Here is a 24,784-nt window from a genome sequence, read left to right as displayed (position 1 = left end):
ACAGATTCTTTTATTCCGGCCGCGACGAAACCATTCGATAGGCGAATAGGTCAACCGCGCTGTCGCAGCAGCTTGAGGCGCTCCAGCAATGCCTGGTGAATGTGATGCCGTGCGGCGGCTGCGGCACGCTCAGGGTCACGGCTGCGGATGGCTTCCACAATATCGTTGTGTTCTTTCATCGCGACCTTCGCTCGCGCCTTGGAACTCAATGTGCTGCGTCCCAACAGATAGGTGGTATCGGTCAACGAGCGCAACGACCTGATCAAATGCCGGTTATGCGCGGCGCTATAGATAGCGTCGTGAAAACGCAGATTCAATGCCACCGGATCCACATCGCCCTCGTCCAAAATCGCCTGCATGTTGGCGATCTCGGCGTCCGTCGCATGCTGAGCCGCCATGGCGGCAGCGGCCGACTCCAGCACTTTGCGCATGGCATAGAGCTCGCCCACCTCTTGCTGATCCATCGTGGCGACAACCATGCCTCGTCCGGGCTCATGCCGCAACAGCCCTTCGTCCTGAACGCGTTTGAGCGCCTCGCGCACAGGCGTACGCCCCATCTCCAGCAGCGCGGCAACCTCGATCTCGCGCAGCCGCATTCCCGGCGTAAATTCGCCCATGAAAATGCGCTGCTTGATCTCGTTATAGGCGGCGAACGCCTGCGAACTGGCTTGCGGGATAGGCATGAGTGTCCCTATATATTCTTAAATATATTTTTGCATACAAAAAATAGATGGTCAAATAAAGGCATGATGCCAGGTCTTATTTTTGACGGCACTGTGGACGCCCGCCCTGCCACTCTCGGCTGTTAAGGCTATGCTAAGGAATCACCTTTCGGACCATCTTTCAGATAAAAGGTGTTACCTCTCAGTACCCATCGGATACTGAAATTTCCCTTTCCTTGTTTTGTGAAAATTGGAGGCAATCATGCGCCAACTTTCTTTATATGACTTGACGAACGTGTGCGGCGGCATCAAACCGGACTCTGCCAACATGGAACTGCAGAGAACCCTATTTATGAGCATGGCGGCTCACGCTGCAGGCTACGCCATCGGCCAAACGCTAGGCGGCGAGCTTGGTTTTGGAGACGCAGCGAAATCCACGAAAGACGGTTTGATCGTACCTTTCGTCGGCGACTCCGTCTTGCGTGGCATGGACCCGGCGGTGGTGAGTGCAGGGGTTCGCCAAGCCACGGTCCTCGCCTTGGCGGGGCTATATGGATTCGCCGAGGGGTGGGACAACGCACACGCGCATACGTTGGAAGTCCGCTGGTAATAAACCCCGCGTTGGCTCTGTAGAGCGCCGATGCAGGCGCCCCATAGATGGAACACACCTCGTGCGGCCGTTACTTAGATTGCTTTTAGGTATCGACCCCATGGAATCAATTCAGCGTCTGGCCTCCCAGGCATTATTCGCGATGCAGTCGATCGGAGATTTTGCCGAGCCAACACTCTCTGACCAAGATATCTTTAGTGTCGTGGCGAGCGGCGATGTTGAAGTTTTGTCTAATGCGCTAGACGAGAGTCAGTTTGATCTGCAAACCGTCGACAATGCCACTGGAAAAACGATACTCCATCTAGCAGTTTCGCTGGGTCATGAGGAGATCACGTCGATGTTGCTGGAACGAGCGGAAAACGCTCTGGGTCTACTTGAGGCTAAAGATTGGCATGGATACACGCCATTGATGCACGCGATCGCAACGCAGAACATCGTGTTGATGCACGTACTAGCCAAAGCACATGCTGACACGGGTAGGCTTGCCCCAAATTTGGATCAGGCTGATTTCGAGCGAGCCAAGGCACGGACGCTGATTGAAGCTTATCGCGATCTATGTACCGCATTCGAATTTGCCGCTCAGAATTGGGAAAACAACGGCCTCAAACTACGCTTTGAGGCTGGAGAAGATACCCCACCCACCATGGAAAATGGCATCACCGCAATGCGGACGATGATTGAGCACGAGTGCATCCGGGCAGATGATGTTCTAGATCCTCTAAAGAACGCTTTGAAAACGGGTGACAAGGCGGCCATAGCCGGTTTAACGAAACCAGGCGTCGTGCGGTTGACGTTAGCCGCGATGAGAAATCGACCCGACACAGAAAAAATTGCCGCGCTAAAAACTTTCATAAACGCCGGGTCTGACACCAAACATTGGATTTCTGGCGTTGTAAATGAGTTTCTGCTAAACACAGATGTATCGTGCATCCCAGCCGAAGAGAGACAGAAAAACGCGTCCACAGTGCGCGACAACCTGGATGATATCAGGCTCATGATTGCTGTCGGAGCGCCCACCATTGCCGCTTTGACGCGCCTAGGTAAGAGTAACAACGGAATGATGGCGCAGCAGCTGATTGCGCTGGGCGCCGATGCGATCGGCGCGATGCGGCTGCTGCGTGCGGCGACGCACCCTGCGGCGCACGTCATTGCCGCGGCTGCGCTAAACAATCTACTCGAGACGAGCGACGTGGCCGACACAGAAAAGGTATCGGCACTTAGAACCTTGATCGCTGCGGGAGCATACAAGGCCACCAGTGATTTGATTCGCAAAATGGTGAGCGCAGGTGAATCGCTAGATACCGTGCGACTTCTCATTCGGGCTGGAGCATCTGCCACCGCTGCACTGCTGGATCTCAGCAGAAGCACAGACAATAAAAGGGCTGCACAACGGCGCGCGTATCAACTGATACATATGGGGGCGGATTTTTCCCCACCAATAGATTGGCTGCTTAGAGTCATCGACAGTGCGACTGAAGGCGGCAAACAGGCCTCGGCAAGCGGCAATCAGACCTTGGCAATAAGCAAGCAAGCCTTGGCAAGACGCACACAGGATGCCCTGAACATCATTTCATATGCCGCGCTAAAAAATGTGCTGCAGAAAAGAGATTTATCCAATTTAGAAAAAATCGCGCAGCTGCAAGGACTGATAAACAAGAACGGCGAGGAAGCGGCGACTGAACTGGTTATTGAAGCAGTGAACGCGGGGCACTTCGCGACGGTGAAGCTCATGATTGCCGCCAATGGGCCGACTACCAAAGCACTTATAAAGCTAGGCAGCGGAGTGGGTGTAGAGACGGCGCGGAAACTAATTAGTTTAGGGACAGACTTTTTATTCCTGAGAGAGGAGCTGTTAAAGAACGCCAGAGAGTACACCGCCAACGGCGAGCACGACGCAGCAGGACGCGAGCGAGATGTCGCGAACCTGTGGATGGTGGCCGCCGTCGCAGCAACGTTCGAGCCGGCCAGGCCCAAATCTAACGAACCCCGGATAGCGCGCACAACCGGAAGCAGTGACTAATTCTTTGACCCGTTGAACAACCACACAGCGGCGCATCGATCATTCGCTACGGTCCGGTGCGATATCGGAATCTTTCTCACTAGTCCCTGAAGGAACTGCCGAACCAGAACCAGACCGGTCCGAGTGACGCAGGCCACAGATTTGTTCAGTATGGCGCTACCCATCGATCTATCTCCATTACGGATACTGAGCAATGAATCCCGTTTCGAACTACGAACCGAAAACACATCAGGCAAACACCGTTAATTGCCCTTTCGACTACATGGACAACATGAGTCCGGATGATTCTCTGCGCGCGGCCATTACGAAACATGATCTTCGTGGCGTCTCTTACGTCCTTGCTAATTTCACGGTGGATTTCTCGGCTCTGAATTTCAGTGGACAGAATCCCATCCATATGGCTATTGCCCTCGGTCGCCACGACAACATCGCTAATCTGTTGATAGAGCGATCTCTCGGCAGTAACGCGATTCATGAGATGGATCGCAATGGATACACGCCGCTGATGCTCGCCGTCGAACACGGAAATATCAGGTTGGCAACGTCCTTGATAAAGGACAGGCAGGCGACCGTCAGCGCAGGCAATGATGCAAATTGCTCACCGGCTGGATTGGCGCGAAAGCAAAGCACCATTACCCATACGCGACTATTACTGGAAACTGGTGGTGATATCGCCGCGGCGCATAAGCTCGCCCTTCGGCGAGACATTGAGAGCTTTGAAAAGTTATTCTCCCTGCAGCATGTCCATCTACGAAACGCCTGCGAGGATGGCAACCTCGACGCGGCTAGAGCCATCATCAAGGCCGGCGTGGATCCATCATTTGTCTTGATGCGCACGCTGACCGGACGCGGTGGCGAGGTTTCGCCGAATCGAGCCACCATCATCAGAAACCTAATCGCGGCAGGCGCCGACCCGACTGTCGCGCTCAAGCAAGCGCTTTCCACTTCGGTGTCCCGATCGACTGTGCAGACACTGTTGGTGTTAGGCGCGTCAGGGCGCAAAGCCATGGAGGATCTCCGGGGTACAGGACTGACCACCAACATGTGGTATTTGCTCAAGTCGCGGACCAACTGGGAAAAGGCACTGATTAGCGAAGCTATCAAAGGCAATGCGAGCGCTGTGAAATTCTGGATCGACAGGTTGGGCGGCCTGAAACCCGATCAAGTATTAATGCCTTTGGTAAATGGTCGCCACAATGCCGCCATAAAATTATTGCTGGCTGAAGGCGTTAACCCCCATTCGACACTGATGCGCTTGCTTGAGGAGGGCAACACAGAGGGTGTCAAACACTTGATTTCCGCCGGCGCAGAGGTGTCAACGGTATTGTCGGAGATGGATAAGAATCAAAAGGACGGTTTGACACTGGGGATCAAGAAACTGGAAACCTTGATCAAGGCCGGCGCGGATCTATCACGGATGTTGCTTGACTCGACGAAAACCGAGGCGAGTCTATCGGTGGCAAAAGTGCTTATCGCTGCCGGTGCGAAGGCTGAGGGCGCGGTAGAACTTGCACCAGAGAATCAACGTTCCGATGTCCGGAAAACACTGGAATTGGCGGCGCAAGACGCTGCCAACGCCAGCAAATTGATGCTCGATGCCGGAATGGCTGATAACTCGCTGTTGGAGGACATCCTGCTAGTTCAGGGGATGAGAAACCGACCCAATATGGGACCTTATAAAGAGATACTACATAAACATGCAGCCTATCGGGAGGCAGAAGGAAAGCAGGCAGAAGCAGACCTGATCCGTGCCGTCGAAATAGTTGATTGGAACGCAATTAAGACACTAACAATCACCCATCCAGAAGCGGCTTCCAACGTTCTGCACGATCTGCTGTCAGCAGCGGATGCGCCGTCATCACGCCTGTTGATACAAGCAGGAGCGGATATATCCGCGACCATTAAGGCAGCCATGAGCGATTACGGCGCTACCGGCCCTGTTCTCGCCGCGAGATTGATCATGGCCGGCCAGAGCGCGCATAGCGTACTTAATTCTCTGATTGATTCAAAAGAGCAAACATTCGCAAAAAAAGTGATTGAGACGGCCCGGATCGACATTTTTGATATGTTCAAGTTTCTAGCGGAAAGCGGCAACGAGCCGCTACTAAAGAAACTTCTTCCGCTAAGCATCACCGATGGACTCGGCGAACTGATCAATGCATGCAACCAGGGCAATGCGGGCTTGGCACGCGCGTTGATCTCCGCAGGAGTAAACGCAGATCGCGCTCTATACCGAGCGATCATTTCTGACGCCCCCGACGCAGCCAAAACACTGATGAGTTTAGGTGCCGATAAATCCGTGGCGCTTGCGGCAGCCCTTTCCGACGAACACCCATTGATAGCTGAGATGATGCTTGCTCTTGGGACAGACCTGAGGGTCGCGTTGACAAAGGTGGATCCCAAGAATATTGAGAAAGCCAGGCGCCTATTGCCCGCCGGCACGAGCAGTTAATTTCCTTTCGACCTGAATAGCCGCGTGTAGCTGCTATACACGCAACACGTTTTATCGAACGGGACATCCCGTTCAGCCGAACACATTAGCCAAATCAAATCGGACGCAACTGCATCCGGCGCGATTTGGCTTTTTTTTGCCGTCGAACTCGCCGACATACGGCCGTACAGACAGTCGCCTAGAAACAGCGTGGACAGCGTAGCGAACGCTACAGCACATTACCGAACGCGCCCACAGGCTGCCTCCAAGCATATTGATACGCACCGTGGAACCCAAACTGCAACACTGCCACTCAGTTCATGCAATTTATCTTAACTGACTGCCCCTCCACACCACTAAGAACGCGGTTACGTCAGATATCCATCGATCCATTTAATCCACGAATATTCACCAATGAATCCCATTTCGAGCCACCAGCCGACAACACGTCAGGCAACCCCGGTTAGCTGCCTCTTTGACTACATGAGGAACCTGAATCCCGACGCATCCCTGCGCCTAGCCGTTGCACAGAATGATTTTGATGGTGTTTCTTACGTCCTTGATCATTCCGAGGTCGATTTCTCCGCCCTTGATTACTATGGGCAAAATCCTATCCATTCGGCCATCGATCTCGGCCGCGATGACAACATCGTCTATCTGTTGATCGAACGATCCGAGGGTAGTAATGCAATTCATGAACTGGATCGCAATGGATATACGCCGCTGATGCTGGCCGTCGAACAGGGAAAGATCAGTCTGGCAACGTTCATGATAAAGGACAGGCAGGCGACCTATAGCGAAGGCAATGATGCTACGTGTCATCCAGACAGATTGTCCCGCAAACAGCAAACCCTGGGCCATACCCGACTCTTGGTAGAGAGCGGCGGGGATATCGCTGAGGCACATAGACTCGCCCTCCTTCGAAACATCGACAGTTTTGAAAAGTCATTTATCGTTCAGCATAATCACCTGAAAAATGCTTGCCGGACTGGCGATATCGAGGCAGCAAAGGCAATAGTCGCTGCCGGCGCAGACCCGTCATTTGCTCTGATGCGTACGCTGAGCGGCAGCGGTTTATCAGTGTCGCCGGAAAGAGCGACTATCACGAGAAACCTGCTTGCCGCAGGCGCAAACCCTACCGTCGCACTCAAGCAGGCGCTTTCCACGAAGATTGATTACCTCACTGTGCGAACACTGTTGATGCTCGGTGCATCCAGCAACGTTCTGAAGGATTTCATCCTGGAGCGGGCGACTGCGTTCGACAAAATCTTCCTCCATAACATTAATAAGAAAGACTGGTCGAACTCCCTAAAAAATGCCGCCCTCCAGGGCGATAAGGCCGCAGTGCAGTTCTGGCTCCAATCGGGAGTCGTCAAACCAGATCAGACATTAATTTCCTTGGCCAAAGACCGCCGCACCGACGCCATAAAGCTATTGCTTGATGAAGGAGTGGATGCGCATTCGAAACTGCTGGAGTTGCTTAGTAACGGCGATACAGAAGCCGTTAGATCTTTAATCTCCGCCGGCGCAAACGTACCGAAGCTGTTGCGCGAGATGATCGCCCATCAGCGACCAGGGCTGAGGATAGGGATCGAGAAACTCCAGACATTGATCAAGGCCGGAGCGGACCTGTCACCACTGTTGCTTGCCGCGACTCATGGGAAGGACAGACTGCATGTAGCAAAAGTACTTCTGGCCGCTGGTGCGAACGCTGACGCTGCAGTAGCTCTCTGCTCGGAGAACAAGCGTGCTGAGGTAACGAAAACGTTAGCATTGGCAGCGCAAGACGTCGCTGCTGTCTCCAAGATGATGCGCGATACCGGATTTTCCGATATCACTTTGGCAGAGAATATCTTTTTAGCGAAGGAGTTTATTGCTCGAGGCGACCGGAGCGAACATCGCGAAATACTAACGAAAATGGTAGACGTGCTACAGGCTGACGGACGTCAAGCCGACGCAGACCTGCTGCGTGCCGTGATGCGTGTTGATTGGATCGAAATTAAGGCGGGAGTAGCCGGAAATCAGCTCGCGGGGCGCGTGGTGCTTAACCTTATGCTGCAGATCGGCGACATTCCGTCATCACGCTTATTATTGCAAGCGGGAGCGAATATGACTCGGGCCGTTGAAGTGGCAAATACAGGCATGGACGACGACCATAAGTTCAATTTGCACATCGCTAAGCTGCTTCACGCTGCCGACCGTCAAGCTCATCTCGTACTTGAGTATCTTCTTGACTCCAACAGGGCACCTTTCGCCAAAGAAGCGATCAAGTTAAGCAGGATCAACATGGCGGACATGTTTAGCCATCTGTGGAAAACCAGAAAACTGGCCGCAATCGCTAAACTTAATCCGTTGTACACCATCGAAGCGGCCTATACCAGCACAAAAAGATCTGAGGACTTGGCATCGGAATTGAGATCTGCGGGCTTTACGAAATCTCAAACCTTTTTCGAGGCGCTTGACGCTAGCGATCCTGGCACGGCCGGAATTCTGGGGGCAGCATTAGACGACAAATCCGTCGCGCTTGCGAGAGCTCTTTCCGACGCGCAAACCTCAATCGCAGAGACGTTGCTTGTTCTAGGCGCCGATCTGAATCTCGCGTTGAGAGAGGTAGACCCGGAAAAGATGCCGCTGGTCAAGACGCTGTTACCCGCCGGCGCGGGCAGCTAGGTATTCCTATCGTAGCGTCCCATATGGTAACGGGACGCTACCTGTATGGAACGCAACGAGCGGCTTCGTTACTTACGTGACCTAGCCGCTCATTACGCAAACGGCGATCATGAGCCGAATGGCAGTCGGGCGGCTTCCAAGTCAACGCTGTGTGGCGTTTTCCTATAGAGAACCGTTCTATGCCTACAGAAATCAACCTTTTTCGGAATCTGCCCAGCTCTATCGGAGACGATTATTGGTCAGAAAGCGCTAGTGTCAAAAAGGCCAAAAATCAACTACTACGGGCTTTACAGAAAGACGATTGGAAAACGTTCGAAGCGCTGGCATTTGGCGAGAATACTGAAATAGACGTCAAAGCAGAGCGGTACCTCAACGGTCAAAATTGCCTTCATATGGCCGTCACGTCTGGCAGCCATTCAATCGCGGTGAATCTCGCACGACTGTCTTATGAGCGAAATCTCGGTCTCGTCGACAGCCAGGATGATACGGGGTACACCCCTATCATGCATGCAGCCAAATCCGCATCCGACGACGCTCATGTGGTTGGCGCGTTACTCAACGCCGGCGCTAGTGTCGGTCTATCCCGAGCCCTGGAATCTGCCGCGGAACGAGGCCATGCGCTAATAGCCGAACGCTTGATCGCTAGCAACGTTGATGCCCCAAAGGTGTTGTCCGACCTCGTTCGCCCCATGAACGGTGAAGACGGGTTGAATGGCGCAAAGTTGCTGGTCCGGCTAGGGGTGGATGCGACCAAGGCATTGAACCACTTAACGCAAATAGGCCGGTCGGATGAGGCGCGCACACTGGTTTTGCTGGGAGCCAAGGGATCGGAAGCATTAGTCTCCGCGGCTACACACTTTAGTATCCTAGCCGGGAATCTCCCTCTCGAAGCGCAACTCCTAAATACAAGCGCCCCCATACCATTGAGCAATCTACTTGACGGCGGGGCAGATGTCCCCAAGGCGCTGATAACGATCGTAGAAAATTCTGGCGATGCGACGAGTAAAAGGGCTGCTTCATTTTTGATGACCGCAGTCAATAATAAGAACAGGCACAGCATCGACGCTTCTCCGCATAGCGACATGATCGCTATATTGAGGCTGGCCAACAACGGAAATTTTGACGCCATGGTCAAATTAGTTGGCCTTAGCAATTGCATTGATGATCTAGGCCCAGACGGCATGACGGCGAGCGGTAACGCCCGTGCAATAAAAAAACTCGTCGACTCTAGGGTGAACGGCTACCCCTATGACAATGACTATCCCGTCAGACTTGTGATGACAGCTGCTACTACGGGAAATCTGGTGGCGACAAAAAAATTACTGGCTGCCGGCGTGTTACCAGAAAATGTGCTGCACAGCCTTCTCAGCCTATACCGACAGGACAACCCGGCTGGCCTTGAAGCGATACGGCTATTAATTGTCGCGGGCGTGGACACTCACTATCTGCCGGCCGACGTAATGCAATATATCCACGAGATAAAAATGGACGTTTCACGGCTCTCATCGACCCAGAGAAATGCCGCGCTTCTGTCTGCTGCGAGGGACGAAAACGCTGTCGATGTGGCGAGTTTGTTGGACACACCGGTCGACACCGTTGGCGCACTGAAAACGCTGAGTCAAGCCGGGGAGTTGGATGCAATTCGCACATTGCTCAATGCTGGTATGGACGCACTCGAAACGTTAACTGACCGCTTGAGGGCTGGCGACATGAATGTCGCACGAATGCTTATCCAAGCAAAGGACGTATCGAGCGAGGCGCTCAGTAAACTCGTCGCAAACGGCGAGCTAGAGTCCGCACGCGCACTCCTTTCCATCATGAACGACAACGGCCAAGAGACATTGGTGCAGGCTGCCCGAAACGGGCATACCGAGATTGCGAATGCGCTCGTTGCGTTTGGCGCAGACGGGCATGGCGCCTTGATTTCATTATTGGAGAGTGGGCATCAGGAGTCGGCAGTACGCTTGGTTGCTTCAGGGGTAGATATTCATACGACCTTGAGGCACGCATTTATCGACGATAAGTTCCGAGCGAAAAGAGATCTCTTGACGCTAGGCGCTAAGTTATCCGTTGCGTTGCTGCAAGCCATTGAGCTTGGCGACATCAAAACCGCGCAGAAGTTACTCGAGGGACAGCACAAGTCTGTAGGGCAAGAAGCAACGTCAACCGTGTTCCATACCGAAGCACTGACCCCTGGAGTAAAAGCCGCCAGGCTGACTCAGCTGTTTCAGCTGGGAGCCAATGCAGACACCCTGCTCGAAAAACTCATTGACGACGGCAGGACTGCCGACCTGAGGTGGCTTGTTGCACTTGGAGCGCCCACGCAGGATTTATTAGTAGATCTAGGCAGGAAAAACAATCGAATAGACGCGCGCAAACTCTTTCTCGCGGGGGCGGACTTTGACGCGTCAATCAGGAAGCTGCGAACGGACAACGAGCACGACGCCGCCGGCACGTTGGTTTTGGCCCTGACGGGCGCTAGAGATCTGTTGATGCCATCGCCAGGCACCCCTAACGTGAATAGAGGCTTCCAGAGAAGCAAATGAGCAAATGTGAGCGTTCAACTCCCTACGCCCTGCCGAGCTAGCGCAAATACTCAATCTACTGATATTAGCCAATGAATCCCATTTCGAGCCACCAGCCGACAACACATCAGGCGACCCCGGTTAGTTGCCCCTTTGACTACATGAGGAACCTGAGTCCCGACGCATCCCTGCGCCTGGCCGTTGCAAAGAATGATTTTGATGGTGTTTCTTACGTCCTTGATCATTCCGAGGTCGATTTCTCCGCCCTTGATTACTGTGGGCAAAATCCTATCCATTCGGCTATCGATCTCGGCCGCGATGACAACATCGTCTATCTGTTGATCGAACGATCCGAGGGTAGTAATGCAATCCATGAACTGGATCGCAATGGATATACGCCGCTGATGCTGGCCGTCGAACAGGGAAAGATCAGTCTGGCAACGTTCATGATAAAGGACAGGCAGGCGACCTATAGCGACGGCAATGACGCTACGTGTCATCCAGACAGATTATCCCGCAAACAGCAAACCCTGGGCCATACCCGACTCCTGGTAGAGAGCGGCGGCGATATCGCTGAGGCACATAGACTCGCCCTTGGCCGAGGCATTGACAGCTTTGAACAGTCATTTATGGTTCAGCATAATAGCCTCAAAAATGCTTGCCGGGCTGGCGATATCGAGGCAGCCAGAGTAATAGTCGCTGCTGGCGCAGACCCGTCATTTGTTCTGATGCGTACGCTGAATGGCAGCGGCTTATCAGTGTCGCCGGAAAGAGCGACTATCACGAGAAACCTGCTTGCGGCGGGCGCACACCCTACCGCTACACTCAAGCACGCGCTTTCCACGAAGATTGATTACCACCCTGTGCGAACACTGTTGATGCTCGGTGCATCCAGCAACGTTCTGAAGGATTTCATCCTGGAGCGGGCGACTGCGTTCGACAAAATCTTCCTCCATAGCATTAATAAGAAAGACTGGTCGAACGCCCTAAAAAATGCCGCCCTCCAGGGCGATAAGGCCGCAGTGCAGTTCTGGGTCCGATCCGGAGCAGTCAAACCAGATCCGACATTAATTTCGTTGGCCAAAAACCGCCGTGTCGACGCCATAAAGCTATTGCTTGATTCAGGGGTGGACGGTCATTCAACACTGCTGCGGCTGGTTGATGAGGGAAAGATAGAAGCCGTTAGATCTTTAATCTCCGCCGGCGCCAACGTATCAAAGCTGCTGCAAGAAATGATGGGCAATCATCAGCGAGGGCTGAGAATAGGGATCGATAAACTACAGACATTGATCAGGGCCGGAGCGGACATGTCACAGCTCCTGCTAGCCTCGACTAATGGGAAGGACAGACTGCATGTGGCCAAAATACTTCTGGCTGCCGGTGCGAACGCTGAAGCTGCGGTCGCCCTTTGTCCGGAAAATACGCGTGCCGAGGTAAAGAAAACGCTAGCATTGGCAGCGCAGGACGCCGCTGCCGTCGACAGGATGATGCGCGATGCTGGATCTTCCGATATCACTTTGGTGGAGAGTATTTTGGTGGCAAAGGGGTTCATTGATCAACCTACCCGCCGTCCGATTAACGAAGGACTAACAAAAACGGCTGATAGGCTACAGACTGAGGGACATCAGGCTGAAGCAGACCTGCTGCGTGCCGTGTTGAGTACCGATTGGAACGAAATTAAGTCGCGAGTAGCCGGAAATTCACGGGCGGCTGTCATGGTGCTGCTGATGATGTTGCAGCACCATGATGTGCCGTCATCACGATTGTTAGTAAGAGCAGGAACGAATATATCCGCTGCCATTGACTGGACAATAAGCAAGATCCAAGACAACAATAAGGCCATTGTGCTCATCGCGAGGCTGCTTCTCGCCGCCGACGATCTCGCACATCGTGTACTGGGGCACGCAATTGACTCAAAAGGAACGCCTTTCGCAAAAGAATTGATCAAGTTAAGCAAGTTCAACATAGTGGACATGTTTGGCCATCTGACGAAAGCCGGTAACATGGCCGCAATAGTGAAACTGAATCCGTTGCACACTATCGAACCGGCCCAGACCAGTACGACAAGCTCCGAGAGCTTGGCATTCAGTTTGATTTCTGCAGGCTTTAACAACGCTCACACTTTTTTCGAGGCACTTGACGCTGGCGATCCTGGCACGGCCGGAGTTCTGGGTGCGCTGATAAAAGATAACTCCGTTGCGCTTGCGAGAGCGCTTTCCGACGCGCAAGCTTCAGTAGCAGAAACGTTGCTTGTTCTAGGCGCCGATCTAAATGTTGCGTTGAGAGAGGTAGATCCCGAAAAGATGGCGCTGGTCGAGACCCTATTGCCAGCCGACGCGGGCAGCTAAGCGCCACCCGGCCTGACAAGACCTAGGGACGGCTTGATTGCGACACCGCGGCACTGCTCCGTATGGAACGGAGCGTTTGGCGAGAACGCTGAAATAGACATCAAAGCAGAGCAGTATCCCAACGGCCAAAACTGCCTTCATGTGGCCCTCACCTCTGGCAGCCGTTCAATTGCGGCAAATTGGCAGAACTGGCGCTTGTTCTGGGCGCCGATCCTGACGCTGCGTTGACACATGTGGAACCCAGATTGCGATCGCGAGCTGAAGCAACACTAAGCAGCGATTAAGACTTGCGACGAGCACCGCGCAAGTCCCCGGGCACGAAACGGAATACCCGGGCACGTTGACACGGCCGCATAGCGGCCGTTTTCTTTTGGCGATCGATAGATCACCGTCAACGCTGACGCACCAAGGACGGAATGCGATTTCCACGCGAGTTGGTCCTCTTTTCCGCCGGCGAACGGGGCAACGCGGCAGCCGCACAGATAATGATCCCGGAAACAGCGAACGCTCGCGCGTCAACTGTCCCCAATCTATTCATATTAACGATGCTAATCAATGAATCCTCTTTCGAACTCGCAGCCGACAACACATCTGATCAACCCCGTTAATTGCCCCTTTGATTACCTGGCGAACCTGAGTCCGGACGAGTCTCTGCGCGCGGCCATTGCGCAAAATGACTTTCGTGGTGTTTCTTATGTGCTCGACAATCTCAGGGTTGATCTTGCCGCTCTTGATAGCAACGGGCAGAATCCTATTCATTCCGCTATCGAGCACGACCGGGATGACCACATCGTTGAATTATTGATAGAGCGATCTCGCGGTAGCAGCAATGCGATTCATCAGGTGGATCGCCATGGGTACACCCCGTTAATGCTTGCTGTAGAGCACGGGAATATCAGACTGGCACTATCTTTGATAGCAAACGACCGCGCGGCCGTCCGCGTCGGCAATGATGCGAATTGCTCCGAGGCCAGATTGGCCTTGAAAAGACAAACCATTGCCCATACCGAAATATTGTTGGAGGGTTTCGGGAATCTGGCTGCGTCACATAAGTACGCTCTGCGGCAACGCGTTGATAGCTTTGAAAGGCTTTTCTCCGATCGGCATGCCGCCCTGGCGCGCGCTTGTGAGACGGGCCATATCGAGGAAGCAAAAGCAATCATCAAGAGCGGCGCAGAGCCGTCACTCGTTCTCATGCGCACTTTGGACAGACGCGATAACGCGGTGTCGCCGAATCGAGCCGCGCTCGCAAGAAACCTGACTCTTGCAGGCGCCGATGCAACCACCGCGCTCGAGCATGCGATTGCCACGAACACGACGAAACTGACTAAGCAAACGCTGTTGCTGTTGCGCGCAGCGGGCAACGAAGTCTTGGGCGATCTTCTCCGATGGGGCAGTACACATGTAGGCGGCATAGTCAATCTGCTCATGTCCAAGAAAGACTGGTCGGATAGCTTGGTAAGCGAAGCCATCAACAGCAATCCAGACATCGCGTACATGTGGGCCGGCATGGAGGCCATGCGCATGGAGACCACGACCAAACAAGATCATGTATTAATGCCACTGGCAAAAGGCCGGCATACTCACGTCTTGGGTATATTAATCCGTGCCGGAATGGACGCTCATACAAGCCTGCTGCGACTGCTGGATGACGGCAATACGGACGCCGTCAGATCGTTGATTGCCGCCGGTGCAGACGTGTCAAAAGTATTGACAAAGATGGCCAGCCATCAGCCGGAAAGCCTGACACCGTGGATCACAAAACTCCAAGTATTGATTCAGGCTGGCGGAAACGTATCCAAGATGTTGTTGGACTCCACTAAAGATCCGAGTGCGCTGCCTGTCGCGAAACTACTTATTGCTGCCGGTGCACGGATAGACGATGCGCTGACGCTTGTACGGGAGGACGAGCGTTCTCATGTCAGAGAGATATTGGATTCGGCGGCGCAAGACGTCGCCGATGCCAACACGATGATGCACGATAGCGGATTGGCCGATATCACGTTCGTAGAGAATATTCTAGCAGCTCGGGAGCTTCGAACGCAGGCCGACAACCGAGAGTTATACGAATCAGTAAAACAACAAATCACGGACGGACTAGAGGATAAAGACCGGCCTGCCGGCTCAGCTCTGCTGGATGCCTTCGTAAAGCTTGATTGGAACGCGCTGAAGACGCTAGTTCCCGCCAATCAAAAAGTGGCTGCCGATCTACTGCTGTATACCGTAGAGGGATTGGACGTGCCGTCATCACGCTTATTGATACAAGCGGGAACGGACATATCTCCTGCCATTGACGTTGCAATAGCCGATCAAAACACATCTCTTGTCCTGGATCTGATCAACGCCGGTGCCAGCATTCACAGCGTACTTTCTTATATTGTTGATTCGGGAAACCCGACATTCGCAAAAGAGGTGATTCAGGAAGGTGGGGAGTCCTCGGGGTTTGAACTCAACTTCTTTAATACGCTCAAGTTTCTGGCCAACAACGGCGATGAGCCGCTACTGAAGAAACTTGTTCCGCTCAGTTCCACAAATGGATCTTTCGAACTGATCGACGCGTGCGCGCAGGGCGAAATGGGCTTGGCAAGAGCATTGGTTGCGGCAGGCGCGGACGCAGGCAAAGCCCTATACATCGCGATCAGTTCCGAACTCATTGACGCAGCCATCGCATTGATGGATGTGGGAGCCGATAGATCCGTGGCGCTGGCAGCTGCACTTTCTGATGGGGAGCCTCTCGTAGCAGAGACGTTGCTCGTTCTGGGCGCTGACCTTAACGTCGCGTTGACGCATGTGAATCCCCAGCAGATGGAGACAGTCAGAGAGCTATTACCTGCAAACGCGAGCAGCTAATCGGTCAGAGTGCGGCGAAGCGCGTTACGCGGAACGAATCCGGACGATAGATCACTTATGCAGTGGGTGAACGAGCCGCAGCGTTTCACGAGAAAACACGAAAAATCCTCTTCGATTCAAGGACAATCATGCTCAAGTCGATTCTTAACACCAAGTTTTTCCGCAGCGCCTTCCTCGCCTCTGCCCTGGCCATCGCCGTTGGCGTTGCCCCCGCGCATGCCGAAACCGGCTGGGACACCATCTCTAGCCTCGATTGGACCGAGATCCTGGAAGTATTGGGTAACTTCGCCGATATGATGACGCTGCTCATGGGCGGAGACATCCCGTTTGATGATTTCTAATACGTACTTCCGTTTTCGCTTGACGGCACAGCTATCGTGCCGATAGCACGTTGCCCGATCGCACCGATTCTTGGCATCAAGAATCAGCGGGTCATTGCCCGCTCTGCCCAACAGCATCCTTACCATTTGATCATGGCCGTGCGCAATGGCCTTATGAAGTACTGTTTGCCCATCGACTTCATCGATGGCAGTCAAGTCGAACTGATACTCATCCAGCCTATGAGAAAGGGCGTCAATATTGTTTTGCTTAGGCTTATTCGAGTCCTTTGATCCCACGGCCCGAATCGCGAAATCGCCAACGGCCTCCTTCGGCCGTTGGCGGCAGCACTTCTGTTAGTCCTCCCAGAGCATCGCCTCAGCCATTCCCAACAGCGTGACTGCAGCGTGCGCTCCGGCGTTCAACTCGTCCGCGATCAGCAGGCCGACAACGGCGCGGTCTGCTTCGAGCATCAAAGCCATCAGCCTCCGCAGCTTTTCTTCTTCGGGTAAATCTGCTTTGTCCAGTACACCCTTGAGTGCAGCGTAGGCGACTACGTTTGCAGCCTGCTCGTTTGTCGCACGCAGCGTTTCCATAGCGCCAATGGCATCGGCCCCGAAACTGATCAGTCTTTGGGCCATCACTAAGTCGCCATGTTCACCCAGCCGGACCAATTCGGGAATCGTAGGAGCCCCGACGGCAATCACAAGCCTCAAGATCTCCAAGTCACGCCAGTTCATTGCTGCATCAACCCACACCCTTTCCTCTGGATCGCGAGACTTGTCCGCATTCAACACGCACCTGGTTACCGCGTTTCCGACCCAACTCGTCGTGTCCGCACCTGCGCTCATGAAATTCGTGAGCGTAGCTATTTTTTCTGTCTCAGGACAATTCGACATGGCAACCAAAACCGATAGCACGACATCCGGCCTGGTCAAGGCGTTACAAGCGGCTTGGTTTCCACATTGCATTGCGCGATCCAGACATGTGTGCACGTCGTCCGTCTGGATATACCCGTGGTGGATCAATTGGCCTAGGTGATCAGCATTGCTTTGCACAATAGACAATGCGTCCGCATCGAAATACAACTTTGCCGCGGCTCTATTCTGGTGAAATACGGCGCGTCCAAAGGCGTCGGGAATATTGCCATCGACATCAATCAACAACTGTGCAGTAGCAGCAGCACTTTCGGCTTGAATATGCCCGCCATCCTGTGAGCGCGTAATACCGTCATTGACAAGTGCCCCCGAATCAACCAACGTTTTCATCAGACCCACGTTGCGCATAGCCGCTGCAGCCATCAAGGGGGTATATCCCTGCCTATCCTTTGCATTGATGACTTTTGCATTGTTGCCTGCACGTTGCAGAACCATCATTGCAATATCGTCATAACCGAGCGAAATGGCCAAATGAAGGATCGTGTGTCCCTTCTCTTGCTCGAAGGACGCCAGATCGAACGAGCTGTCGTCAAGTGCCTCGGCAAGGGCTTGAGGATCATGCGCCTGGACGGCGTTAAAGACTTCGTTGAATGCCGCCTCCCGCCTTGACAGCAATATCGCGTCCGGTCGTCTGACGTATGAATCTGGAAAATGCTGAACCTTCCACATAGGTATGCCCTTATCAGAAAATTCATGAGTACCATGACCGCTCAATCTGTTCCCAAAAATTTTTTGATCACGCGGCGATCCCAGGAATTGGGCGAAAAAGGACCATTCTCTTTCAATCAGGAACGACAGCCCGCCAGATGCGTTCCATCCAGCACTTCTGATGCGTTCTTATTGGCTTAAGTTCGAGTCGTCCCCCGTATTGATACTTCCCTGAGCAAGACTCCGCAGGGGTGAAAATGGAATACGGCGATAGATCAGCCTTGCTTCGCCCGCCAAGCCTTATAACGCGCCAGATTCTGCTCATTAGGTGGATACAAGCCCGGCAATGGGGTGCCGGCCTCGACCTCGGACATGATCCAGCCTTCCATGCGCTCCTGCTCGACAGATGCCTCCACCACGTCGTTGATGATGTCTGCAGGGATCAGTACTGCACCGTCCCGGTCGAGCACGATGTAGTCATTCGGAAAAACTGCAACACCGCCGCAGCCCACGGGCTCTTGCCATCCTACAAACGTCAAGCCAGCCACAGATGGAGGCGCAGCGCCGCCGCTCGCCCACACGGGCAGCCCGGTCCCCAACACGCCCTCAAGGTCGCGCACGACGCCGTCCGACACCAGCGCGCTCACGCCACGCTTTTTCATACGCGCGCAGAGGATGTCGCCAAAGATTCCCGCGTCGTTGACGCCCATCGCGTCCACGACCGCGATAGCGCCCTCTGGCATGGCTTCGATTGCGGCGCGTGTGGAGATAGGAGATGACCAGGACGCAGGCGTCGCCAGGTCCTCGCGGGCCGGCACAAAGCGCAACGTAAAAGCACGGCCGACGATACGTTTGTCAAAAGGAGCCAGCGGAAACGCACCGCGCAGCCAGACATTGCGCAGGCCCTTTTTGAGCAGAACCGTGGTCAGCGTCGCCGTCGTGACGCCTTCGAGGGCTTGTTTGATCTTCGGTTCAATAGGCAAGGCATCGACAGACATAGAAGGCTCCTGAAACGAATAAGAGAACAAACGGAAAATCAATCGGCCAGATCGGCGAGCAGGCGTTGCTTGCCTGCCAGTACGTGTTGTTCGGCCAGCTCGCCGGCACGAACCACGTCACCTGCCTTGATGGCGTCGACAATGCCGCGGTGCTCTGCATTGGAACGGTTCATTTTGGCGGCGTAATTGAAAAATTTACGACGAAACAGATGCAGCTCGTTGACGTACTCGGTGTATGCACGCGCAGCATGGCGGTTATTGCTGTATTCCAGGATCAAGTCGTGGAATTTCAGATTCAACTCGTAATAGCTGCCACCGTCGGAGATTTCAGCGGCGGCCTCCATCTGGGTCATTAGATCTTCCAGTGCAGCGGTGCGCTCGGGCGATAGATATTCTGTCGTGCGCCGCGCCGCATAACCAAAGATCAATGCACGCAGATCATAGCTCTCGAGCATGTCCCGCATCGACATCTGGCGTACGAACATGCCCCGGTGCGGCACAGCAGTGACCAGGCCGCTGCCGGCCAGGATGCGTATGGCTTCACGAATGGGCCCCCTGCTGACCCCCATCTGCTGCGCCAGCGCAGCCTCGTTCAGCCGTGAACCTGGCGCGATGTCGCCCGAGTAGATCAGACGCTTGATTTCGTCGGCCGCGGTTGCGGCGAGCAACGGTAGCTTTTGTTCGGATGGTTGGGTCATAGGCACGGAAAGTATGCAGAAATGTGTCGCTGCGACAAGGCGATTATGACGGCAAATTGTACCTGCGCTACCGTCAGATTGATTCATATCGAAGACGAATTCTAAATAATCGTATTCGATTTAAATAAAAGTGTTGACACTTTTTGAGTGACTTCTTACCATGAATCCCACAAAGCAAAAGCAAAAACCGGCCGTACCCCTGAGGTTCGGCTTTCGCCTGGCCCATCGCCTCGCGGTAAGGATGGGCCTGACACGTCATGAGAGGAGCACTCGCCCATGTCTGACACGCAACACTCGCTGCCCTTGTCGCCCTACCGGGTCATTGATCTGACCCGGGTACGCGCCGGCCCGACGGCCGTACGCCAATTGGCGGATTGGGGGGCTGAGGTCATCAAGATCGAAGAGCCCGTCAACCCTGCCACCGAGACTGAGATGGGAGGCATGAGACTGGGCCCCGATTACCAGAATCTGCAGCGCAATAAGAAAAGCCTCACGCTCAATCTAAAGAGCGCCGAGGGGCGGGCCGTGCTGGAAAAGCTGGTGCAAAACGCCGACGTGATCGTCGAGAACTACCGGCCTGACGTCAAACATCGCCTGGGGATTGATTACGAGACACTTCGGCAGATCAATCCACGCCTGGTCTATGCGAGCATCTCGGGCTTTGGCCAAGATGGCCCCTATGCCAAGCGCCCCGGCTATGACCAGATCGTGCAAGGCATGGGCGGATTGATGTCGGTGACTGGCCTGCCTGAATCCGGGCCCGTGCGTGCAGGTATTGCCATTGCCGACACTACGGCCGGCCTGTATTGCTCGATCGGCATTTTGATCGCCCTGCTCGATCGTGAGCGCACGGGTGTCGGTCAGTGGGTGCAGACCTCGCTGCTGGAAGCGCAGTTGGCGATCCTGGACCTGCAAGCTGCCCGCTGGCTCGTCGCAGGGGAAGTCCCCGCGCAGGCCGGCAACAATCATCCCACCATCATCCCGACTGGCTTGTTCACGGCTCAGAATGGACCGATGACGTTGCAGGTGCCGGGTCAACTGATGTGGGAACGCCTGTGCAAGGCGCTGGACAAGCCGCAGTGGCTGGACAATCCGCTATACCGCACCAACCGGGATCGATCCATCAACCGCGAAACACTCAATCAGGAAATCAACGCGATATTCGTGCAGCAGCCTCGTGAATACTGGATCGAAAAACTCAATGCTGCCGGCCTGGCCTGCGGTGCCGTCAACACGGTGGATCAGGCCTTTGCCGACCCGCAGGTACAGCATCTGGGTATCGCATGGCCGGTACGGCATCCCGAGCTGGGCGATATCCAATTGGTCGGCCAGCCCATCAAGAGCAGCCGCTATCACCCGACGTTGCGCACGGTAGCGCCGATGCCGGGTGAACACAATACCGAGATTCTGCAAGGACTGGGCATAGCACAGTCCGAACTCCAGACACTAAGGAATCAGCATGTCATCTGAGCACACGCCAACGCTGCGCTATCAAAAGGATGGCGGCGTGGCTACATTGTCCATTGATCATCCTACGCGACATAACGCGATGACTTTCGACATGTGGGCTGCCTTGCCAGGGTTGATGGAACAGGCGGATGCCGATCCCGATGTACGCGTCCTGGTATTGCGCGGCGCGGGCGAAAAAGCTTTTTCTTCCGGATCGGATATCTCGCAATTTGGCGAGCGCCGCAGCACCGAGGCCGGCGTGAAGCTGTGGAACGACACGGTGGTGGCCGCCGCAGAGCGTCTCGTTCGCCTCGGCAAGCCCTCCGTGGCGTTGATACGCGGATTATGTTTTGGCGGAGGCGTCGGGCTGTCGCTGCATTGCGATCTGCGATTTGCGACGTCCGATGCGAGCTTCAGTATCCCCGCAGCAAAGCTGGGAGTGGGCTACTACCCAGCTTGGTTGAAACGGTTGTCTTCACTCGTGGGACCTGCCGTTGCGAAGGAAATCATGTTTACCGCACGCCGATACGATGCGGCTCAAGCGTTGAGGGTGGGCCTGATCAATGATGTTCGCGACGAGGCCGAGACCCTGGAGCTCGCCGCGCGGATGGCGGCCCTGGCGCCGCTGAGTTTGCGCGCCAGCAAGATGGCCATCGACGACGCCGTCGAACCGGGAAGGTATGGCGACGATGCCTGCCAACAGGCCTTGCGCGCGTGCTTTGCCAGCCAGGACTACAAGGAAGGCCAAGCGGCATTTCGGGACAAACGGCCACCGGCATTCACCGGCCGCTGATCGTCACTCAGCCCGCGACGGCCGCCCAGCGACAGAAAAGAGGAGACAGAAAGTGAAGATAGAAAAAATCACCGCTACGCTGCATCGGCATGAGATCGACCTGCCCGGTATCGGCAAATCGATCGAGAGCCGCATGTTCGTCTTTGTCGAAGTCACGACCGACGAAGGTCAAAGCGGCTTTGGCATCACAGGCTCAATCCTGCCTTGGGCTGTCATCGCCTGCATAGAAAATCATCTGGCGCCGGCACTGAAGGGGCGTGACGTACTGCACACCGAAGCGATTCACGCGCACGTGTGGAAACAGCTCAACAGCCGCGCCTATACCGGTGTGATCTCTAATGCGCTGTCGGCCATCGATATCGCGCTATGGGATCTGCGGGGCAAGCGAGAGTCGCGCTCTGTGCACGAGCTGCTGGGTGGTTTTCGTAGCTGGGCGCCGACGTATGCGACCTTTGGCTATCCGTTTTTCGATGAACGGCAACTCGCCGACTACGCGCGCAAGTTCATCGACGATGGGCACACGATGCTGAAGATGGTGGTGGGAGGCGAGCCCTCGCGCACGTGGCGCGACGACGTTCGGCGCGTGCATGCCGCACGTGAGGCCATAGGCTCGGACGCTGCGCTGATGATAGACGCCAATTGCTGGTTCAACCCCTATGAGGCGCGCTTGCTGTGCCGCGCGATCGAGGATTGCGAACTGATGTGGTTCGAGGAGCCCATTCAGCAGAATGATGCGCGCGCGCTGGCGGACCTGCGCGCCAACACGTCGGTGCCGATTGCCGCCGGACAGATGGAAGGCCACCGTTGGCGTTATCGCGAACTGGTCTCGCATCATGCGGTGGATGTATTGCAACCCAATGTGCTCTACAACGGCGGCTATACCGAATCGCTGAAGGTGGCGCATCTGGCCCAGGCCTACAACCTGCCCATGGCAAACGGCGGTGGTTGGCCGATTTTCAATATGCATCTGTTATGCGGCCTGATGAATGGCGGGCCTGTCGAATTCCACTATGGGATGTGGCAAACAGGCAAACATTTCTTTTATGACACGCCAGATCCTGTGGACGGACGCATGACTTTATCCGGCAAGCCCGGATTGGGATTCACCCCCAATTACGATGCCCTGGAAGCCGCCCGCATCACGGACCCAGCGCAAAGCCGATTCGAGGGGCGCGACAGCCACGGATACTTGCTGCGCGAGGCCGTTGCCGCGACGTAGCAGCGCAGTTTTGCAGTTCCACAAGAAGCCTCATTTCACGTCTGCGACTGACTGTTCACGTATGGGCACGTTCACCGCAAGGCGGCTCGGCAGCAACACAAGATCCGGGCCATGGCACCGGATACATTCCTGGAGGAAGACAAATGAGTATCTCTATCGCCGCTCGTCTGGCGTCGGCCTGCGCTGTGCTCGCACTATTCTCTATGCCTGTCTCGTCTAACGCCGAGTATCCAGACAAGAATATACGCATGATCATTCCGTTTGGTGCGGGCGGGGGCAGCGATGTGCTGGCACGCACGATCGGCTCTGTCATCAAAGACCTCAAACTCGTACCCGTGGATTTCATGTACGAGAACCTGCCCGGCAGCAGTGGTGCGCGCGGATACAAGGAAGCGTCACGCCGCAAGGGCGATCCATACACCATGGCAACAGTCAGCGTGAGTTTTTTCACGACGCCGCTCCTCGGTCGGGCACCGTTCAAACAGGAAGATTTCACACCTATCGCTGCTATTTCGATGTCGCCTTATGTGTTGGCGGTAAAGAACGACTCGCCTTATCAATCGCTGAAAGACATGGCTCAATCCAAACGGCTGACCACGGGCACGGTCGGCGTGGTCTCGGACGCTCGGCTGTTGGCGGACATGGTGAGCAAGCAGATGAAAGTCAAAGTGGACGTAGTGCCCTTCGATGGCGAAGGGGAAATCACTACGGGAGTGTTAGGCAAGCACATTGATTTTATGTTCGGCAACCCCAGCGAAATCATGCCTCAGATCGAGGCCGGCACCATGCGCGCCCTGGCCGTGAGTGCGGGTGAACGGCTGTCCTCGATGCCTGATGTCCCGACGTTCAAGGAACAAGGCTACGACATCGAACACACCATGCTGCGCAGTGTCGTGATGCCCAAAGGCGTCGAACCGGAGGTGGTCGCGTACTGGGAAAACGTGCTGCGTAAAGTCGCCGAGAGCAAAGAGTGGAAAGAGCGGTATCTGGATCGCTACAAAGACGAGCCCCGCTACGAAGACGCTAAACAGACTGCGGCGCTGATCCAGCGGACCAATGAGCGCTATGTCGCCATCATGAAAGAACTGGACATCATCAAATAACTACCGGAACGCCAATCATGAAAATCGAGACACTGGATCGTGTTTTTGCGATGTTCTTGTTTATGTTGGGTTTGAGTATCGCTTACTTTGCGCCCTCGTACGGCTACATGATCGACGGCAATCCTGGCGCCGGCTTTTTTCCGCTATGGGTGGGATTGGCCATCGCAGGATTGAGCATAGTGAATTTTGTTCGCAGCGTTGCAGGCAAGGAAAAACTGGCTCAAGAAATCGCGTTGCCCAGCCTGATCAAGCCGGTGGCCCTCATCGGCGCTCTGGTGGCCTTTGTGTTTCTGGCCGAGCCGTTGGGCATGATGCTGGCGTGTGCAGCGCTGGTGTTCGCGATAGGCTGGATTATCCGGCCGCGCTGGGACCGGGTCTTTACCGCCAAGATCATCGCGACGGCGGTGCTGTTTCCGATCGCCGGAGAACTGGCCTTCGGTGTGTATCTGGGCGTGCCGCTACCCAAAGGATTGCTGGGAATCTGACTGCACACACATTAAATGA

Annotated in this window: 17 protein-coding genes and 1 pseudogene; 13 read left to right on the top strand and 5 right to left on the bottom strand. The window is 54.8% G+C overall.

Annotation, left to right across the window (positions count from 1 at the left end):
* Positions 1-50 precede the first annotated feature (50 nt).
* Entirely contained in the window at positions 51-683 is a 633-nt protein-coding gene (locus tag ACYVIT_RS06655) for a GntR family transcriptional regulator (RefSeq protein WP_415806320.1), read from the bottom strand.
* 241 nt (positions 684-924) lie between these two features.
* Between ACYVIT_RS06655 and ACYVIT_RS06650 the strand changes: the two genes are divergently transcribed.
* From ACYVIT_RS06650 to ACYVIT_RS06615, 8 genes are all read left to right on the top strand, one after another.
* The gene (locus ACYVIT_RS06650; RefSeq protein WP_415806319.1) at positions 925-1,272 is read left to right on the top strand and encodes a hypothetical protein; all 348 of its coding nucleotides are present in this window, start codon (positions 925-927) and stop codon (positions 1,270-1,272) included.
* 100 nt (positions 1,273-1,372) lie between these two features.
* Positions 1,373-3,292 carry an ankyrin repeat domain-containing protein gene (locus ACYVIT_RS06645; RefSeq protein WP_415806318.1) on the top strand — a complete coding sequence of 640 codons (1,920 nt, stop codon included), beginning with the start codon at positions 1,373-1,375 and terminating at the stop codon, positions 3,290-3,292.
* Positions 3,293-3,485: 193 nt separating this feature from the next.
* The gene (locus tag ACYVIT_RS06640) at positions 3,486-5,744 is read left to right on the top strand and encodes an ankyrin repeat domain-containing protein (RefSeq protein ID WP_415806317.1); all 2,259 of its coding nucleotides are present in this window, start codon (positions 3,486-3,488) and stop codon (positions 5,742-5,744) included.
* Between the two features lie 393 nt (positions 5,745-6,137).
* The gene (locus tag ACYVIT_RS06635; RefSeq protein ID WP_415806316.1) at positions 6,138-8,393 is read left to right on the top strand and encodes an ankyrin repeat domain-containing protein; all 2,256 of its coding nucleotides are present in this window, start codon (positions 6,138-6,140) and stop codon (positions 8,391-8,393) included.
* Between the two features lie 179 nt (positions 8,394-8,572).
* On the top strand, positions 8,573-10,939 hold the full coding sequence (locus tag ACYVIT_RS06630) for a hypothetical protein (protein ID WP_415806315.1): 2,367 nt from the start codon (positions 8,573-8,575) through the stop codon (positions 10,937-10,939).
* A gap of 71 nt (positions 10,940-11,010) precedes the next feature.
* Positions 11,011-13,266, top strand: coding sequence for an ankyrin repeat domain-containing protein (locus ACYVIT_RS06625; protein ID WP_415806314.1), 2,256 nt, complete (start codon positions 11,011-11,013; stop codon positions 13,264-13,266).
* Positions 13,267-13,821: 555 nt separating this feature from the next.
* Positions 13,822-16,116: an ankyrin repeat domain-containing protein gene (locus tag ACYVIT_RS06620; RefSeq protein WP_415806313.1), complete on the top strand. Its 2,295-nt coding sequence runs from the start codon at positions 13,822-13,824 to the stop codon at positions 16,114-16,116.
* A gap of 128 nt (positions 16,117-16,244) precedes the next feature.
* On the top strand, positions 16,245-16,457 hold the full coding sequence (locus ACYVIT_RS06615; protein ID WP_415806461.1) for a hypothetical protein: 213 nt from the start codon (positions 16,245-16,247) through the stop codon (positions 16,455-16,457).
* Between the two features lie 87 nt (positions 16,458-16,544).
* Here the strand turns inward: ACYVIT_RS06615 and ACYVIT_RS06610 are convergent.
* The 4 genes and pseudogenes from ACYVIT_RS06610 to ACYVIT_RS06595 all read right to left on the bottom strand — a co-directional run.
* Positions 16,545-16,733: pseudogene (locus ACYVIT_RS06610) on the bottom strand (ankyrin repeat domain-containing protein); the annotation flags it as partial.
* A gap of 57 nt (positions 16,734-16,790) precedes the next feature.
* On the bottom strand, positions 16,791-18,041 hold the full coding sequence (locus ACYVIT_RS06605) for an ankyrin repeat domain-containing protein (protein ID WP_415806312.1): 1,251 nt from the start codon (positions 18,039-18,041) through the stop codon (positions 16,791-16,793).
* Positions 18,042-18,295: 254 nt separating this feature from the next.
* A complete protein-coding gene (locus tag ACYVIT_RS06600) occupies positions 18,296-19,018 on the bottom strand; it encodes a ribonuclease activity regulator RraA (protein ID WP_415806311.1) in 723 nt (240 codons plus the stop codon).
* 38 nt (positions 19,019-19,056) lie between these two features.
* Complete coding sequence (locus ACYVIT_RS06595) at positions 19,057-19,716, bottom strand: GntR family transcriptional regulator (protein WP_415806310.1); 660 nt, start codon at positions 19,714-19,716, stop codon at positions 19,057-19,059.
* 276 nt (positions 19,717-19,992) lie between these two features.
* Here ACYVIT_RS06595 and ACYVIT_RS06590 point away from each other — a divergent pair, with 276 nt between their 5' ends.
* From ACYVIT_RS06590 to ACYVIT_RS06570, 5 genes are all read left to right on the top strand, one after another.
* Positions 19,993-21,186 (top strand): CaiB/BaiF CoA transferase family protein, encoded by a 1,194-nt coding sequence (locus ACYVIT_RS06590; RefSeq protein ID WP_415806309.1) that lies wholly within the window; start codon positions 19,993-19,995, stop codon positions 21,184-21,186.
* Positions 21,176-21,958 (top strand): enoyl-CoA hydratase, encoded by a 783-nt coding sequence (locus ACYVIT_RS06585; protein ID WP_415806308.1) that lies wholly within the window; start codon positions 21,176-21,178, stop codon positions 21,956-21,958. Before ACYVIT_RS06590 ends, ACYVIT_RS06585 begins: the two co-directional genes overlap by 11 nt.
* 52 nt (positions 21,959-22,010) lie before the next feature.
* Positions 22,011-23,177, top strand: a complete 1,167-nt coding sequence (locus tag ACYVIT_RS06580; RefSeq protein WP_415806307.1) for a mandelate racemase/muconate lactonizing enzyme family protein — start codon at positions 22,011-22,013, stop codon at positions 23,175-23,177.
* Between the two features lie 143 nt (positions 23,178-23,320).
* The gene (locus ACYVIT_RS06575; RefSeq protein WP_415806306.1) at positions 23,321-24,280 is read left to right on the top strand and encodes a tripartite tricarboxylate transporter substrate binding protein; all 960 of its coding nucleotides are present in this window, start codon (positions 23,321-23,323) and stop codon (positions 24,278-24,280) included.
* A 17-nt stretch (positions 24,281-24,297) separates the two neighbouring features.
* Positions 24,298-24,765: a tripartite tricarboxylate transporter TctB family protein gene (locus tag ACYVIT_RS06570; RefSeq protein WP_415806305.1), complete on the top strand. Its 468-nt coding sequence runs from the start codon at positions 24,298-24,300 to the stop codon at positions 24,763-24,765.
* The last annotated feature ends 19 nt before the right edge of the window (positions 24,766-24,784 follow it).

It is taken from the genome of Bordetella muralis (assembly GCF_054781015.1).
This window is presented reverse-complemented; position numbering and strand designations above follow the sequence as displayed.